The following is a 16,655-nucleotide window of genomic DNA, read 5'->3' as shown; positions in this document are numbered from 1 at the left end:
CTGGAACACGCACGCTATGAGTAAACCCATTGTGATGGAACGCGGTGTTAAATACCGCGATGCCGATAAAATGGCCCTTATCCCGGTTAAAAACGTGGCTACAGAGCGCGAGGCGCTGTTAAGAAAACCGGAATGGATGAAAATCAAACTTCCGGCAGACTCTTCGCGTATCCAGGGGATCAAAGCGGCGATGCGTAAGAATGGCCTTCACTCTGTTTGTGAAGAAGCCTCTTGCCCGAACCTTGCTGAATGTTTCAATCACGGCACCGCGACGTTTATGATTCTGGGTGCCATCTGTACCCGCCGCTGCCCATTCTGCGACGTGGCGCATGGCCGCCCGGTGGCCCCCGATGCCAACGAGCCGCAAAAACTGGCGCAAACCATCGCCGACATGGCGCTGCGTTATGTGGTTATCACCTCCGTTGACCGCGACGATCTGCGTGATGGCGGTGCTCAGCACTTCGCTGACTGCATTACTGCCATTCGCGAAAAAAGCCCGAACATCAAAATCGAGACGCTGGTTCCTGACTTCCGCGGCCGTATGGACCGCGCGCTGGATATCCTGACCGCGACGCCGCCGGATGTGTTTAACCACAACCTGGAGAACGTTCCGCGTCTTTACCGTCAGGTGCGTCCGGGAGCCGACTATAACTGGTCTCTGAAGCTGCTGGAGCGCTTTAAAGAAGCACATCCGCATATCCCGACCAAGTCAGGTCTGATGGTTGGTCTGGGTGAAACTAATGACGAAATCATCGACGTCATGCGCGATCTGCGCCGCCACGGTGTGACCATGTTGACGCTCGGCCAGTATCTGCAGCCAAGCCGTCACCACCTGCCGGTACAGCGCTACGTGAGCCCGGATGAATTTGACGAGATGAAAGCCGAAGCGCTGGCGATGGGCTTTACCCACGCGGCTTGTGGTCCATTTGTTCGTTCTTCTTACCATGCGGATATGCAGGCGAAAGGCGAAGAAGTCAAATAACGCCGTAATATTCATTTACAGTAATGCAAAAAAACCGGCCTCATGAGCCGGTTTTTTTTCGCAAGCCCTCAGGCATTGCCGTTACTCTTTGTGGGAAAGCTTCTCTGCCGGGATGTCGTCAGCGCTTTTCTTCGCAGCTGCGTCATCGTCGTTCATCGCTTTCTTAAAGCCTTTGATGGCAGCCCCCAGGTCACCACCCAGCGTGCGTAACTTCTTGGTACCAAACAGCAGGACGACCAGTGCGGCAACCACCAGCAGTTTGGTAATACTAATCTCACCCATAGATACCTTCTTTACTTAAAACAGGCTGCATTCAGCGCCAAAACCCGATCGTATTAACGGTCATTTGGCGCGTGCACACAATAGCAATCTGTAACAAGGTGAATCAAGCATTGTTGAAAAAAACATCACAATAATTGCGGTGGCGCAAAGCGACGGTTGCGAAGAACAGGTAATTGCTGACGCGCAAGCGCAACTCTTTCTAAAATTATCTCCGCCATCAGCATAACCGGCGCTTCCGCTGCGGCGGCAATCGTCACTCCCAGGGGATCAACCACCCTGCTCTGCCCGATGTTTTTATTGCCGCACTCCCCGGCGGCAACAACATAACAGGTCGTGTCCAGCGCGCGTGCCGCAAGCAGCGTAGCCCAGTGTTGCTCTTTTAGCGGTCCCTTAACCCATGCGGCAGGCAATACCAGCACCTCCGCCCCCTGCAGCGCCAGATGCACCGCCAGTTCAGGGAATCGCAGGTCATAGCAGGTCATCAACCCCACCTTAAACCCGTCGATATCAATGAGCGGTGGGACGACATCTCCCGGATCAACGCGTCTCGACTCCTGGATGCTGAACGCATCATAGAGATGAAGCTTGGCGTAGCGCGCAACAATGGCACCGTCACGGATAGCCACCAGCGTATTCACTGCGCGACCCGGCGTTGAGGGAACATGCACGGTTAAGACGGTGGTCATCGTACTGCCTACGCTCTGAGCGAGCAGCTGTTGTAAAAATTCGCCGTCAAGGGCCTGTGCGGACTTCACGGACAAATCCGGGTCGTTATCATCCCTTGCCAGCAACGCCTCAGGAAGCACCAGCAGCGACGCGCCTTTCTGTCGGGCCTGTATCATCAGGTTAACGCACTGCACTGCGTTAACCCGCCAGTCAGGCGTGACCGCAAACTGCCCTACCGCAACATACATATTTGTCCCCTCATTATAAACAGCGTTAAACTCGCTACTCTTACACATCAAATAGCAGGTATTTAGCGTGTTACAACTCCTTTTAGCTGTTTTTATTGGTGGAGGCACGGGGAGCGTTGCGAGGTGGTTACTGAGTATGCGGTTTAATCCCCTGCACCAGGCGATTCCATTAGGAACGCTGGCCGCCAACCTGATTGGTGCTTTTATTATTGGTATGGGGCTGGCCTGGTTTAACCGGATGACGCACATCGATCCCATGTGGAAAGTCTTGATTACCACCGGCTTCTGCGGCGGTTTGACCACCTTTTCAACCTTTTCCGCGGAAACAGTTTTTCTCTTTCAGGAAGGACGTATCGGCTGGGCGCTGGTGAATATCGCGATCAACATGATCGGATCTTTCGCGATGACGGGGATCGCATTTTGGCTTTTTTCCTCTGTAAGCACGCATTAACTGCCGGAGCGTTAATGTTGGCTTAATTTTTCTCTGTCACTCTGAAGGCAATACTGAACGAGGGTGACAAATGAAACAGAGTCTGATGAGCGCAGGCATGGTGTTGTTGAGCGTACTGATCGTGGCCAGCTTCCTGAAAATTTACCTGCTTGGCTGATTCATAACGAAAAAAACCCGCTCAATGAGCGGGTTTTGAAATTCTTGCTGACGCGTCTGAATTACAGAGCGATTACGTTAGCAGCAGAAGGGCCTTTGGCACCGTTAGTGATTTCGAACTCTACACGCTGACCTTCAGCCAGAGTTTTGAAACCATTAGACTGGATTGCAGAGAAGTGTACGAACACGTCTTTGCTGCCATCTTCAGGAGTAATGAAACCGAATCCTTTGGACTCATTAAACCACTTAACGTTACCTTTAATCTTAGACATCAAAATTACCTTTACATTAAAAAACGACACAAATGCTGTGTCGGTTACCAGTACATCAATTGTGGGACCTTTTGTCCAGCGGATCTTTGACAAAAAGTGACTAAAGTCGCGTTAATTTTCACTGACAGATTTTTATCGCTTACGAATCAACGGCTGCACGTTTTTTCACCACCAGGTAATGTTTTGTCAGTTAAAACTGAAAACGCATCCAGGCGAAGTAAACGTTACCGTTGTTATACGTTCCCGGAATGTAGGTCATCTGGAACGTTGCAGGGCCGTAACCAACAGAGGCCAGAGGCAGCAATACGGGGATCGGAATGTACTTCCAGTTGTCGCGCGCGGTCAACCCGGCGGTATAGCCCAGACCAACGTGGAAGTTCTCATCCGCCAGCGGGCGCCAGGTTTTTTCCCAGCCGTAGCCGCCAATCGGTTCCCACTTGTTAAAGGAGTCTTTGAAGGCCATCAGATAGATGCCATGCCAGTTTCCTTTTTCATCCCAGCGCGACTGACCAAAACCCGCTCCCCAGGGACGCTCGTTGTATTTATCCGTTTTCTCTTTGTCGTAAGCAAAGCGCGCATGCCACGTTATTGCCGGGACATAGAGATCATAATGTTCAGGCGCTGACCAGGTCTGCGAAACATTATCCGTAAAAGTGGAGAACCAACCTTTATCCGTCGCGTTGTTCTCTGCCTGTGCAACAGAACAAAACGTTAACTGGCCAATAATAAACAATAAAATAGAGAAAAAAGTATTACGTACAATCACAATGCAATTACCATTCTTGATATTCGAGGCAAAGTTTAACATAGAATAATTGAACCAAGCCTTAACGGCATCACCCCTACTCTTAAATATCAGGACGCTTTTCGGGAATATTCTTAAAGCGGCGTTCTGCTTATCCCGAATAAACCCACATCATGTACGCCTAATGTCTGTTAACGGTCTCCAGTACTAACAGGCCAGACCACACAAAAGCTTAACATTTTGTTATCATTACATAGACATGTTACGCTGTCATTGCCGGTCAAGATCCTTATGACATAAATGCCTTAGCCATGGCAAAAACGCTGTTATGCTGTTCGTTAGTCGTCTGTTTATTGATTTTAATCAGCAAGGGCGGGCCATTAATTCGGCACATTTTCATCCTTCTTTTTTATATTAATTTTTTATATCTCAGGGCAGAAAGACACAGGGGAAATCATGCTTACGTTTATCGAACTCCTAATTGGGGTCGTCGTCATAGTGGGTGTAGCTCGCTACATCATTAAAGGATACTCAGCCACGGGCGTTTTATTTGTCGGTGGTTTAACGCTGCTGATAATCAGCGCAGTAATGGGTCATCAGGTTTTACCTGCCAGCGCAGCCAGCACGGGCTACACCGCCACGGATATTGTTGAATATATTAAAATCCTGCTCATGAGCCGCGGTGGCGATCTGGGTATGATGATCATGATGCTGTGCGGTTTTGCAGCCTATATGACCCATATCGGCGCGAACGACATGGTTGTGAAGCTTGCCTCGAAACCCCTGCAGTACATTAACTCGCCGTATCTGTTGATGGTTGCCGCCTATTTCCTCGCCTGCCTGATGTCGCTGGCCGTTTCATCGGCAACCGGGCTTGGCGTACTGTTAATGGCCACGCTGTTCCCGGTGATGGTAAACGTGGGGATCAGCCGTGGGGCAGCGGCGGCAATTTGCGCCTCCCCGGCGGCCATTATTCTCTCCCCGACGTCAGGAGACGTTGTGCTGGCGGCGAAAGCAGCCGAAATGTCGCTTATCGACTTCGCCTTTAAAACCACGCTGCCGATCTCGATTGTCGCCATTGTGGGAATGGGTATCGCGCATTTCTTCTGGCAGCGCTATCTCGATAAGAAAGAGAACATCAGCCATGAAATGATGGATGTAAGCGAAATCACCACCACCGCGCCGGCGTTCTATGCCATTTTGCCGTTCACGCCGATTATCGGCGTGCTCATTTTTGACGGGAAATGGGGCCCGCAGCTGCACATTATTACTATTCTGGTTATCTGTATGCTGTTAGCCGCTGTGCTGGAGTTCGTGCGCGGTTTCAACACCCAAAAAGTCTTCTCCGGCCTTGAGGTCGCGTATCGCGGTATGGCAGATGCGTTTGCTGGCGTGGTGATGCTGTTGGTTGCAGCAGGTGTCTTTGCCCAGGGTCTGAGCACGATCGGCTTTATCCAGAGCCTGATCTCCATCGCCACCTCGTTTGGCTCGGCCAGTATTATCCTGATGCTGGTCCTGGTGGTACTGACCATGCTGGCGGCAATGACCACCGGTTCCGGGAATGCGCCATTTTACGCCTTCGTTGAGATGATCCCTAAGCTGGCTCACTCGTCCGGTATCAACCCGGCTTATCTTTCCATTCCCATGCTCCAGGCCTCAAACCTGGGTCGTACCATCTCGCCTGTCTCAGGCGTGGTGGTGGCGGTTGCCGGGATGGCCAAAATCTCGCCGTTTGAAGTGGTGAAACGCACGTCAGTGCCGGTGCTGGTTGGGCTAATCATCGTCATTATTGCTACCGAAGTGCTGGTTCCCGGCGCCGCCTAAGTGAAATTCCTGATTACCTAAAAGCGCCTGCGGGCGCTTTTTGTGCTTTAATAACCCACAAAAATGAATTGCGCACAACCAATCAGGAAATCACATGTTCAGGAAGGATATCGTTATCCCGTCTGGCGCAGTAGCGCTTGCACTCAGTCTCTTCTCAGCACAGGCCGAACCCCTCAAGGCCACGCAGTACGGCGATTTCGATCGCTATGTGCTGGCTTTATCCTGGCAAACGGGATTTTGTCAAAGCATGGTCGAGCGTAACCGCAATGAACCGGATGAATGTCGTCTGCAAAAAGAGCGCGACAATAAAACCGATTTTCTGACCGTTCACGGGCTATGGCCCGGCCTGCCGAAATCCATTGCCGCACGCGGCGTGGATGAACGTCGATGGATGCGGTTTGGCTGCGCCACGCGCCCTATCCCGAACATGCCGGAAGTGAAGGCCAGCCGCAAATGCGCAGCAGCCGAAACCGGGCTGTCGCTTTCCGGCGCGGCTAAGCTGAACGAGGTCATGCCGGGCGCGGGTGGAAACTCCTGTCTGGAACGTTACGAATATGCCAAACATGGCGTCTGCTTTGGTTTTGATCCCGATGCCTATTTCGGCACCATGGTGAGAATGAATCAGGAAATGAAAAACAGCGCCGTCGGTCATTTCCTTGCGGAAAATTACGGTAAAACCGTCAGCCGGAGTGATTTTGACAACGCCGTTGCCAAAACCTGGGGCAAGGAAAATATCAAAGCCTTCAAGCTGACCTGCAACGGTAATCCGGCGTATCTGACCGAGATGCAAATTTCACTCAAAGCAGACACCATTAACGCCCCGCTTTCTGCGACATCCTTTGCTCCGCAGCCGCATCCAGGCAACTGCGGAAAACAATTTGTCATTGATAAGGCCGGTTACTGATCGCCCACCACCGGTCGCACCATGTCAAACCGGTGTTCATCACTGATGCCATAGTAAGCCGTCGGCCCACCCGCACGCAGGATGGGCTGCGCTTTCGCCGTCTGGTATATCCCCTCTTCCAGCAGCGTTTCGGCAATATGGATCCCGACCACTTCTCCCAGCACCAGCCAGGTATCCACCGGCGTACCGTCGGCGCCGGTAAGCTGAATGCACTGAGACAGGCGGCACTCAAAGTTGACCGGGCTTTCCGCCACGCGGGGGGCGCTCACCAGCTTGCTTGCCGCAGGCGTTAATCCGGAAAAGGTAAATTCGTCCTGGTCGTGAGGCAGCATGGCAGAGGTCTGATTCATCGCTTCTGCAAGATCGCGCGTTGCCAGATTCCAGACAAACTCCTTTGTTTCAACAATATTACGCACGCTGTCCTTCCAGCCGTTGCTTGAAAAGCCAATGATCGGCGGGCGATAGTTAAAGCAGTTGAAGAAGCTATACGGCGCAAGGTTGAGCTGACCGGCCTGGTCGCAAGAGGAGATCCAGCCAATCGGACGGGGGCCGACAATGGCGTTCAGCGGGTCATGCGGCAGGCCATGCCCCTGAGACGGTTGGTAGAAGTACATAGCGCTCTCTCGTTGGTAAGGGCTGCGGCGAATGATGTTTCGCGCAGCGCCCGGGTTCAGAACATACAGCGTAACGCAATCCGCCAGGAATGAAGACTGAATAAATTTCAGTGAAAATTCATATGGCACATGAATGTGACCTTCATCACTTCAAACTTGCGCGTTCAGCCAGTATCATCGGGAGAGTTAAACCCTCGCTGCCAGACGGCGAGGGTTTTCTTTTGGATTGGTTTCTGCGTTAGACGCAGCATTAACGACATGGAGTAAAAAATGTCCAGACCTACAATCATCATCAACGAGCTCGACGCAGAACGTATCGACAGGCTGCTGGAAAAAGCAGAATTCGCCTCACTTCCGGTGGCCGATGCCCTGAATGAGGAACTCGACCGGGCGCAGATGTGCACGCCTGAGACGATGCCGCATAACGTGGTCACCATGAACAGCCAGGTGAAATTCCGCAACCTGACCACCGGTGAAGAGCTGACCCGCACGCTGGTTTACCCAGCCCAGATGACGGACAGCAGCGCGCAACTTTCGGTTCTTGCGCCGGTGGGGGCCGCACTGCTGGGGCTGCGCACGGGAGATACCATCCACTGGGACTTGCCGGGCGGTGCCTCCACCCATCTGGAAGTGCTGGAGCTGCTCTACCAGCCAGAAGCCGCGGGCGATTACCTGCGTTAATATCATTCTGAATAAACGCGACCCGCGTTGCACAGAGGATGCGCCTGCATCCTCTTTCCGAACATCTTACCCGATTGCGTTACATCGCAGGACATTACCTTGAGCGCCACCGACGAGTGACCTCACACCACGCCGCCCGGGAACGCATTTACCAGCCCCTTCACTTTTTGCTCAGCGGCCTCAGGCGTTTCCGCGCCGGGCACCAGAATCACCTTCCGACACTCCTCCTCCCGTTTTTCGAAAATCTTATAGGCACGTTCCGCATCCGCCAGCGGGAGATAATGCGTCACAATCTCTTCCGGCGTCAGCAGCCCTTTTTCGATCAGCGGTAACAGTTCGCCCAGCCAGGCGTGGACGTGCGTCTGGCCCATCTTAAACGTCAGCCCTTTATCGAAGGCATCCCCAAACAGGAAGCCATGAATAAACCCGGCATACACGCCGGGTACGCTGACCACCCCGCCGCGCCGGACGGCAGCGATACACTGACGCAGCGCTTTGCCGCTGCTGCCCTCAATTTTAAGGTTGCTGAGGATCGTCTCCGTGGTGCTGCCCTTGGCTTCGAACCCGACGGCATCAATGACGGCATCGACACCCCGCTGCCCGGCGGTTTGCTCGATTATCTTTTCCGCCGCGTCGTTATCATCATCAAAATTGATGGGGATAGCACCGTAGCGCGCCTCGGCAAACCGCAGCCGATAGGGGTGATGGTCGATAACAAAAATCTGCTCAGCCCCTAACAGCCGTGCGCAGGCAATCGTCAACAACCCCACCGGACCGGCACCGAAAACGGCGACGCTGGAGCCTTTTTCAATCTGCGCATTTTTTGCCGCCTGCCAGGCGGTGGGTAAAATATCAGACAGAAACAGAGCCTTATCATCAGAGAGCAGCTGCGGCACCTTAAACGGTCCGACGTTGCCTTTCGGCACGCGCACATATTCCGCCTGTCCTCCCGGCACGCCGCCGTAGAGATGGCTATAGCCAAACAGCGCTGCCGGCGCGGGAATTTGCTTTTTGTTCAGCGCAGCGCCCTGCCCGGCATTGGTATTCTCACAGGCAGCGTACTGCTGCAGACGGCAAAAGAAGCAGTCACCGCAGGCGATGACAAAGGGGATCACCACGCGATCGCCTTTTTGCAGGTCCTTTACCTCTCGTCCGCACTCGACGATCTCGCCCATAAATTCATGTCCAAAAATGTCGCCGTGCTGCACCTTTGGGATCTTTCCACGATAGAGATGCAGGTCGGAGCCGCAAATCGCCGTGGCCGTGACGCGCAGGATGATATCGTCGGGCTGTTCAATGATGGGATCGGGGACATTCTCAACGCGAACATGGTGCGGGCCGTGGTACGTGAGTGCTTTCATGCGACCTCCGAAAGGTTTCAGGTAAGTTTATAAAGGGTAGCTACCCCTGAAAGTCTGCCGGGAAATACGCGCCTTTTGAGATTTATCCTGGCGAGAGAGGAAAAGTGCCGAAGCGCTTACAGAAACCATTCATATTTTGTGGTTGAATGTATCCAGCGTTTATAAACAAGGAGAAACGGTTATGTATAAGACAATCATTATGCCGGTTGATGTTTTCGAAATGGAACTGAGCGACAAAGCTGTTCGCCACGCGGAATTCCTCGCGCAGCAGGACGGAATTATTCATCTTTTACACGTCTTACCGGGCTCTGCCAGCCTGAGCCTGCACCGCTTTGCCGCCGACGTGCGTCGCTTTGAGGAGCACTTACAGCACGAAGCCGAAACGCGGCTGCAGACCATGGTCGGGCATTTCAGCATCGACCCTTCCCGCATCAAAACCCACGTCCGGTTCGGTAGCGTGCGCGATGCCGTCAATGAACTGGCCGCGGAGCTGAATGCAGACGTGGTGGTGATCGGTTCACGTAATCCTTCCATTACCACTCACCTGCTGGGGTCGAACGCCTCCAGCGTGATCCGCCACACCCATATTCCGGTGATGGTGGTCCGGTAAATACCAACAAAAAACCCCGCTTTCGCGGGGTTTTGTTTATCAGTACAGGTGACCAATATTGACGATGGTGCTGACGGTATCGCCGAAGAAGGTCAGGCGGCTGAGCACCACGCCCACCAGCAGGAGCGCAAACACCGCTTTCTGCATCGGCTGGCGCTTCAGCGATAACGCGCCACCCACAACGCAGCACAGCAGGCTGCCCAGATAGAGCGGCGAGCTTAACCAGGCCTGAGCGGTCATTTTCATGATGGTACCGCCGCTGAGCCACATCACCGGCGCGGCAATCAGCAGCGCCATCAGGGCGATAATCCCCTGGCGCAGCGCGGCGTTTGATCCTTTCAGCCCGAGCAGCGGCGTTGCGGCACAGCCCATCACCCAGACCGTCGCAAAGAACAGCATCATGGTGATGCCGTTGGCAATGGCCTGCATCGCCGGTGCCGCGTAGGTCATTCCCTGCACCACCACCAGCAGGATCCCGAACAGGGACGCCAGCAGCGCTGCGCCTTTGTTTCCCTTACTCAGGAAGGCCAGCCCAATCATGGCGCCGTACAGGGTCGCGCCCAGAATTTCGCGGCTCAGCCAGGCATGTTTCAGGTTAATCAACGCGTTGTATGCGTGTTCCGGGTGTGCCAGATGCAGCACCGCGGCAATGGAGGCAACGCCCAGAATCAGCCCGGTAATCAGCCAGTGAAGGCGGGTGCCATGCACTTCACCACGCAGCGTGCGCCAGGTCAGGAGCAGCGTCATCCCGACGGACATCTGGCTCAGCACGGTAAAAATCACCAACGGCAGTTCGTACTTTTCCATTATTTATCCCCCGGTTGTTTTGGCTGACGGGCCAGAATGAAGCGCGTACCCGGATTAAGCTGAGGCATCTTCGGGAAGCCCGGCGGATACTGCACGGCATTGTTCGGCAGCGGATCGGCATCCAGATCGATAATCGACAGGGCACCGACCGGACACGCGTTCACGCAGGCCGGAGCCATACCGATATCCAGACGTTCATAGCACATGCTGCACTTCTCCGCCTTTTGCGTCTCTTCATTGAAGCGCGGCGCGCCGTACGGGCAGTTACGGATGCAGTTTTTACAGCCGATACAGCGTTCAGGGTTATGGACCACCACGCCGTCATCACGTTTGGTGTAGGCTTCCACCGGGCATGCCGCCAGACAGGCCGGGTTTTCACAGTGGTTACAGGCCAGCGAGAAAAACGCACGCTCCTCATGCGGATAAATTTCTTTATCCAGCGGATAGACATAGCGCCAGTAGCGATCCGGCTCAAGCTGGTTAAAGCTCTTGCAGGCCATGGCGCATCCGCGGCAGCCAATACATTTATCACTGTTCACTAAAAATGCGCGTCTCATGCGTCTGCTCCTTCATTCGCGATAAGGGCAATGTCGACAAACTGGCTGTGGATCGCCGCGCCAGGCGCGCCGGTTGCCATCTTGCCCATATCGGCTGGCGTATCTTTCACGACGTTCTGCACGTTGTATTTAAGCTTGTTAAACCAGGACTCATACATCACCAGGAAATCTTCCGGCACGTTGGTGGTGATCTTCGCCCGCAGCTCCACTTCGCCCACGTCGTTAAACACGCGGACTTTCGCCAGCTCGCGAATCCCCTTCTTGTGCGCGGCGGCTGGGTGGATATAGACAAACGGCTCCGGCCAGAAGACCTGCATCCAGTCGAGGTTGACGAACTGAGAGTGGAGGCCGTACTGCAAATGCGGGGTAAACAGATGGAACGGCAGCTTGCCCTCCGCGGCAGGCAGATACTCCGGCAGCGCTTTATGGCCGTTCTTTTCACACAGCTCGGAGAGGAACTCATACTTGCCCGATGGCGTTTTAAACTTGCGGTTGTGCCAGGCCGCCGAGCTGACCATTTTGGCTTTCACCGGCCCATCCAGCAGATCGTCCCAGGAGCGGATACCGAACTGCTTCGCCATGCCCTCATTGAACTCAAGGTCGAGCCATTTTTTCTGGTCAATGTCCTGCGGGAAGGTACAGGAGCCCGGCTCCATTTTGTTGATGGTACGCGAGAGCAGCACGGCAATATCCAAATCGCTCTTGCACTCGTACATCGGTTTAATGGCCGGTTCATTCACCGAAAGCCAGTAATGCCAGTAAGACGACGACAGGTTCCAGTGCTCAAAGGTGGTCGTCACCGGCAGCACAATATCGGCATGCTGCACCGTCTCGTTGAAGAACTGATCGACGCAGACCACCATCTCCAGCTTGCTGAAGGCTTTTTCCATTTTGTTACGGTCAAAGTCCTGCGCGAACGGGTTCTTGCACGCCACCCACAGCATACGAATGGGCGGATCGTTGGCATCAAGAATGCTCTGCGCGGTCTGGTTCAGGTTCAGCGCGCGGTCGGAATAGTGGCTCTTTTCGCCGCTGTCACTGACGAACTCCCCTACCGGGCCGCTTTCTCCCACCATACCAACAGATCCGACCGGTGGCTTCTGCGTCATCGCATGATAGTTGTAGCCCCAGGTCTGCAGATGGCCGTAGCGGGCACCGCCGCCTTCCACACCGATGTTGCCAGTCATGGCAACAAAAGCGTCAATGGCGCGCACGTTCGCCCCACCGTTGACGTGGCGCTGCATCCCGTAGCCGATCCAGACGGTGGCAGGTTTTACCGCGGTGAACTCTTCCGCCAGCTGGCGAATCACCTCTGCCGACAGGCCACAGATTTCAGATGCCCACTCCACGGTGATATTGCTGCGCAGATACTGTTCAAATTCCGGGAAGCCGTGCGCGAAGTTGTTCACAAACTCCTGGTCGACGCGGCCAATATCCAGCAGGTGCCGCGCCATTCCCAGCGCCAATGCGCCGTCCGATCCCGGGCGCACGCGCAGATACAAATCGGCTTTCGCGGCGGTTTGCGAGAACAGCGGATCAATGACCACCACTTTCGCCCCTTTCTCACGCGCCTGATAGATGTACTTCATGGTATGCATGGAGCACCAGGCCGGGTTTGCGCCCCAGATAATGATGTATTTGGCTTTCACCAAATCTTCCGGGTCGTTACACCACATGTCGCCCATGTCGTAGTGCTGGGCATCGATCCCTGCTGGCCAGCATGGCGTACCAGCGAACCGCGTGGTGTAACCGAGAGAAGACATCATCCCCTCCACGGCATAACTCATCACGCCCAGGTTGCCGGAGTATTTCGACAGCGCCAGGCCGAGCATAGACCCGTCTTTCTTTTTAATCTCCAGCATCTTGCTGGAAATGCGCTGCATGGCCTCATCCCAGGAGATGCGACGCCATTTACCGCTGCCGCGCCCATCCTGGATCATCGGGTATTTAATACGGTCCGGGGAGTAGACCCGGCGCGGGTAAGTCAGCCCTTTCACACACGGGGCACCGTGTGTAAACGTGGACTCGCTTGCCCCGTCAACGAAAGTGATGACGTCATCTTTGACCCAGGTTTTTAAGCTGCAGGTGTCGTAGCAGTTACGCGGGCAAGCGTTACGGAAAATTTTGTAGGTTTTTGGGTTAAACGGAATGGGGGGCTGTGCCATGGCACATCGGGATGATAATAGTCCGCCGGGTAATGCGGCAACGGTACCCAGCGCAATCAGTCCTTTTAAAAAGGAGCGCCGGTTTAGCTGCCCTTTATCAATACTCATAATATTACTCTCGTCTTTAATTCATCAAACCAATTAGTCATCTGCAACGCGAGACATTTAATTGCGGTTGTTTTCGCGCAATCCTTTATTTTTGCGATAAATGCGGGGAGCCATAATTCAAGATGCCCCTTCACAAAGCGGGCGAGTGCGTCATGATATTGCGGCGAATGTCTCGCATGCGCGGAGAGCATCACCACCAGCTCCATTTCATAGCTGACGTGATCGTCGGGAACGCTATTTTCCCCGGTCACAAAAAGCCCGATGCTGCGCAGGAATTCGCGTACGCTCAGCGTTGTAGCGCCCATCAGCAGAGGCTCTTCGTCCAGATACACCGAGGCATAAGGCGGCGCCAATAGCGTTGCAGGGCCGACAAACAGGGCGTTGAAATCATACTCAACCTCTAACGCCTCATCCTGCTGCCAGGTTTCACTTTCCGGGAATAAAGGATGTAACGAAGCGCATCGCGATGCCATGTCCGCCGCGTTAAAGAAATCACGAAACATCAATCCCTTTATTTCAAATGGGGTTAACGCCTCATATATTGAAGAAGTGGATGTATCTTTGTCATTCATATTAAATATAAATATTTATCGCTATAAAAAACGACAAGATATTATCAGCAGGCTTATTATTTTCTTTGATCGAAGCAGGTAATTAACGCATGAAGGGGTTAATAACGAGGATAATTGAGGGTAAAAAAATCTAAAAAAAAACCACCTCATAAAGAGGTGGCTACTGCAGGTATGTCTTACTTTCTTTTATTATGCGGTTTTGGTGCGGATCAGGTAGTCAAACGCGCTCAGGGACGCTTTTGCACCTTCGCCAGTCGCGATGATGATCTGCTTGTACGGCACGGTGGTGCAGTCGCCCGCGGCAAACACGCCCTTCACGCTGGTTTCACATTTCGCATCGATGATAATCTCGCCCATGCGGTTGCGCTCAATCGCGCCTTCCAGCCAGGTGGTGTTCGGTAGCAGGCCAATTTGTACGAAGATCCCCGAAAGCTGCACGCTGTGAACGTCGCCGCTTACGCGGTCACGGTACTCCAGACCGGTCACTTTGCTGCCGTCGCCCTTCACTTCCGTGGTCTGCGCGTTCAGCACGATGTCGACGTTTTTCAGGCTGCGAACTTTATCCTGCAGCACCTGGTCGGCCTTCATCTCAGGCGCGAACTCCAGCAGCGTCACGTGTTCAACAATCCCCGCCAGGTCGATAGCCGCTTCCACGCCGGAGTTACCGCCGCCGATCACCGCCACCCGTTTGCCTTTAAACAGCGGGCCGTCACAGTGCGGGCAATAGGTCACGCCTTTGGTACGGTATTGATCTTCGCCCGGCACGTTCATGTTGCGCCATTTTGCCCCGGTGGCAACGATCACGCTGCGAGCTTTCAGCACCGCGCCAGAGGCGGTTTCAATCTGGTGTAAGCCCCCTTCCACCGCCGCCGGAATCAGCTTGCTGGCGCTCTGGCTGTCGATTACATCTACCTCGTAATCGCTGACATGAGCCTTCAGCGCACCGGCCAGCTTCTGACCTTCGGTTTTTGGTACGGAAATGTAGTTTTCAATATCCACGGTATCCAGCACCTGTCCGCCAAAGCGTTCGCCCATAAGACCGGTACGAATACCTTTACGTGCAGAGTAAACCGCTGCCGCCGCGCCCGCAGGGCCGGAACCGACAATCAGCACATCGTACGCATCACGTTTGTTCAGTTCTTCCGCCGCGCGTTTTTCCGCGCCGGTATCCACTTTGGCGACGATTTCCGTCAGCGTCATGCGGCCCTGGCCGAACTCCTGACCATTCAGATACACCGCCGGAACACCCATCACGTTGCGATCGGTGATCTCATTCTGGAAAGTACCGCCGTCAATCGCCGTATGCTTGATGCGCGGGTTCAGAACCGACATCAGGTTCAGCGCCTGCACCACGTCCGGACAGTTGTGGCAGGAGAGCGAATAATAGGTTTCAAATTCAAAATCACCGTCGATATCGCGGATCTGCTCCAGCAGCGCCTGCGCTTCTTTTGACGGATGGCCGCCGGTCCACAGCAGCGCCAGCACCAGTGAGGTAAATTCATGCCCCAGCGGAGAGCCGGCAAAACGCGGTCCCTTGTCCGAGCCCGGGTTAGTAATCAGGAAAGAGGGTTTACGAACCGCAAGCGAATTGTCTTCTTTGAAGGTCACTTTCGGAGACAGTTCAGCGATCTCTGCCAGCAGCTCTTTGATTTCTGCCGATTTCGCGCTGTCGTCCAGCGTGGCAATCAGCTCAACGGGTTTTGTCAGTTTCTCAAGGTAGGCCTTGAGTTGGGTTTTCATATTGGTGTCGAGCATAGTTCTTCCCTCTCTTAAGACGTCATCATGCAAGCTGCCTTTGCGGGCGGCCTGAATGCAACTTGCATCATGGTGCTGGAATGAAATGGGCGCGGGGGGCGCCCATTGATTGCCGGATGGTGAAAACTTAGATTTTACCGACCAGGTCCAGGGATGGAGCCAGGGTCGCTTCGCCTTCTTTCCATTTAGCCGGGCACACTTCACCTGGGTGAGAAGCCACGTACTGAGCCGCTTTCACTTTACGCAGCAGGTCAGAAGCATCACGGCCGATACCTTCAGCGGTAACTTCGATAGCCTGGATAATGCCCTGCGGGTCAACCACGAAGGTTGCACGGTCGGCCAGGCCTTCATCTTCACGCATGTTGTCGAAGTTACGGGTCAGGGCGCCAGTCGGGTCGCCGATCATCGCGTATTTGATTTTCGCGATAGTTTCAGAGCTGCTGTGCCACGCTTTGTGGGTGAAGTGGGTATCGGTAGAAACAGAGTAAACGTCTACGCCCAGCTTCTGCAGTTCGTCGTAATGGTCAGCTACGTCACCCAGTTCGGTCGGGCAAACGAAGGTGAAGTCAGCCGGATAGAAGAAGAAGACGCTCCAGCGACCTTCGGTATCTTTCTCGGTTACTTCAATGAACTCACCGTTTTTGAACGCCTGGTTTTTGAAAGGTTTAATTTTAGTGTTAATCAAAGACATCTGTACTTCCTCCGTGTTTTCGTTGAGAGCTAAGGTAACCAACTTTGCTCATCGGGGCTAATGCGTATGCTTTATCAAATCAATCAGCCAAACCTTACAACTTCAACAAGACAGCAAGGTGAACCTGCTGCGGTACCCCAGAAAGTATAAAGGCCGCCTCAACGGGCGGCCCTGATACCTGAATTCCCCGCAGGTACATTCAGT

Annotated in this window: 18 protein-coding genes; 6 read left to right on the top strand and 12 right to left on the bottom strand. The window is 53.9% G+C overall.

Annotated elements, in window-relative coordinates:
• Positions 1-16 precede the first annotated feature (16 nt).
• The gene (lipA, locus tag IM294_RS09075; protein ID WP_028012333.1) at positions 17-982 is read left to right on the top strand and encodes a lipoyl synthase; all 966 of its coding nucleotides are present in this window, start codon (positions 17-19) and stop codon (positions 980-982) included.
• 81 nt (positions 983-1,063) lie between these two features.
• Here lipA and tatE read toward each other — a convergent pair whose 3' ends face one another.
• The gene (gene tatE, locus IM294_RS09070) at positions 1,064-1,264 is read right to left on the bottom strand and encodes a twin-arginine translocase subunit TatE (RefSeq protein WP_028012332.1); all 201 of its coding nucleotides are present in this window, start codon (positions 1,262-1,264) and stop codon (positions 1,064-1,066) included.
• 125 nt (positions 1,265-1,389) lie between these two features.
• Complete coding sequence (locus IM294_RS09065) at positions 1,390-2,178, bottom strand: deaminated glutathione amidase (protein ID WP_100170604.1); 789 nt, start codon at positions 2,176-2,178, stop codon at positions 1,390-1,392.
• Positions 2,179-2,245: 67 nt separating this feature from the next.
• On the opposite strand from IM294_RS09065, the gene crcB reads away from it, so the two are divergent.
• Complete coding sequence (crcB, locus tag IM294_RS09060; protein WP_041910922.1) at positions 2,246-2,629, top strand: fluoride efflux transporter CrcB; 384 nt, start codon at positions 2,246-2,248, stop codon at positions 2,627-2,629.
• A 218-nt stretch (positions 2,630-2,847) separates the two neighbouring features.
• Here the strand turns inward: crcB and cspE are convergent, their stop codons facing one another.
• Positions 2,848-3,057: a transcription antiterminator/RNA stability regulator CspE gene (gene cspE, locus IM294_RS09055; RefSeq protein WP_002439184.1), complete on the bottom strand. Its 210-nt coding sequence runs from the start codon at positions 3,055-3,057 to the stop codon at positions 2,848-2,850.
• A 190-nt stretch (positions 3,058-3,247) separates the two neighbouring features.
• Positions 3,248-3,865 carry a lipid IV(A) palmitoyltransferase PagP gene (gene pagP / locus IM294_RS09050; protein WP_185860370.1) on the bottom strand — a complete coding sequence of 206 codons (618 nt, stop codon included), beginning with the start codon at positions 3,863-3,865 and terminating at the stop codon, positions 3,248-3,250.
• A 393-nt stretch (positions 3,866-4,258) separates the two neighbouring features.
• Between pagP and dcuC the strand changes: the two genes are divergently transcribed.
• Complete coding sequence (dcuC, locus tag IM294_RS09045) at positions 4,259-5,626, top strand: anaerobic C4-dicarboxylate transporter DcuC (protein WP_028012328.1); 1,368 nt, start codon at positions 4,259-4,261, stop codon at positions 5,624-5,626.
• Between the two features lie 94 nt (positions 5,627-5,720).
• Positions 5,721-6,530: a ribonuclease I gene (rna, locus tag IM294_RS09040; protein ID WP_028012327.1), complete on the top strand. Its 810-nt coding sequence runs from the start codon at positions 5,721-5,723 to the stop codon at positions 6,528-6,530.
• Here the strand turns inward: rna and IM294_RS09035 are convergent.
• Complete coding sequence (locus IM294_RS09035; protein WP_028012326.1) at positions 6,524-7,144, bottom strand: flavin reductase family protein; 621 nt, start codon at positions 7,142-7,144, stop codon at positions 6,524-6,526. The genes rna and IM294_RS09035 overlap by 7 nt on opposite strands.
• Before the next feature lie 270 nt (positions 7,145-7,414).
• On the opposite strand from IM294_RS09035, the gene rnk reads away from it, so the two are divergent.
• Entirely contained in the window at positions 7,415-7,825 is a 411-nt protein-coding gene (gene rnk, locus IM294_RS09030; RefSeq protein ID WP_028012325.1) for a nucleoside diphosphate kinase regulator, read from the top strand.
• A gap of 122 nt (positions 7,826-7,947) precedes the next feature.
• On the opposite strand, the gene IM294_RS09025 is transcribed toward rnk, so the two are convergent.
• Entirely contained in the window at positions 7,948-9,186 is a 1,239-nt protein-coding gene (locus IM294_RS09025; RefSeq protein ID WP_028012324.1) for a zinc-dependent alcohol dehydrogenase, read from the bottom strand.
• Between the two features lie 181 nt (positions 9,187-9,367).
• Here IM294_RS09025 and uspG point away from each other — a divergent pair, with 181 nt between their 5' ends.
• On the top strand, positions 9,368-9,796 hold the full coding sequence (gene uspG, locus IM294_RS09020) for a universal stress protein UspG (RefSeq protein WP_028012323.1): 429 nt from the start codon (positions 9,368-9,370) through the stop codon (positions 9,794-9,796).
• Positions 9,797-9,835: 39 nt separating this feature from the next.
• Here uspG and IM294_RS09015 read toward each other — a convergent pair whose 3' ends face one another.
• From IM294_RS09015 to ahpC, 6 genes are all read right to left on the bottom strand, one after another.
• The gene (locus IM294_RS09015) at positions 9,836-10,603 is read right to left on the bottom strand and encodes a DmsC/YnfH family molybdoenzyme membrane anchor subunit (RefSeq protein ID WP_126818633.1); all 768 of its coding nucleotides are present in this window, start codon (positions 10,601-10,603) and stop codon (positions 9,836-9,838) included.
• On the bottom strand, positions 10,603-11,160 hold the full coding sequence (locus IM294_RS09010) for a 4Fe-4S dicluster domain-containing protein (protein WP_049138704.1): 558 nt from the start codon (positions 11,158-11,160) through the stop codon (positions 10,603-10,605). Before IM294_RS09010 ends, IM294_RS09015 begins: the two co-directional genes overlap by 1 nt.
• Entirely contained in the window at positions 11,157-13,433 is a 2,277-nt protein-coding gene (locus IM294_RS09005; RefSeq protein WP_126818634.1) for a molybdopterin-dependent oxidoreductase, read from the bottom strand. The genes IM294_RS09010 and IM294_RS09005 overlap by 4 nt, the downstream gene beginning before the upstream one ends.
• Entirely contained in the window at positions 13,430-13,936 is a 507-nt protein-coding gene (locus IM294_RS09000; protein WP_126818635.1) for a molecular chaperone, read from the bottom strand. Before IM294_RS09000 ends, IM294_RS09005 begins: the two co-directional genes overlap by 4 nt.
• 258 nt (positions 13,937-14,194) lie before the next feature.
• The gene (gene ahpF / locus IM294_RS08995; protein ID WP_028012318.1) at positions 14,195-15,760 is read right to left on the bottom strand and encodes an alkyl hydroperoxide reductase subunit F; all 1,566 of its coding nucleotides are present in this window, start codon (positions 15,758-15,760) and stop codon (positions 14,195-14,197) included.
• Positions 15,761-15,887: 127 nt separating this feature from the next.
• On the bottom strand, positions 15,888-16,451 hold the full coding sequence (gene ahpC, locus IM294_RS08990; RefSeq protein ID WP_008501015.1) for an alkyl hydroperoxide reductase subunit C: 564 nt from the start codon (positions 16,449-16,451) through the stop codon (positions 15,888-15,890).
• Positions 16,452-16,655 lie beyond the last annotated feature (204 nt).

It is taken from the genome of Enterobacter cloacae complex sp. P43RS (assembly GCF_014930585.1).
GTDB lineage: Bacteria > Pseudomonadota > Gammaproteobacteria > Enterobacterales > Enterobacteriaceae > Enterobacter > Enterobacter bugandensis.
The sequence above is the reverse complement of the archived record's forward strand: the minus strand, read 5'-3'. Positions and strand labels throughout refer to the sequence as shown.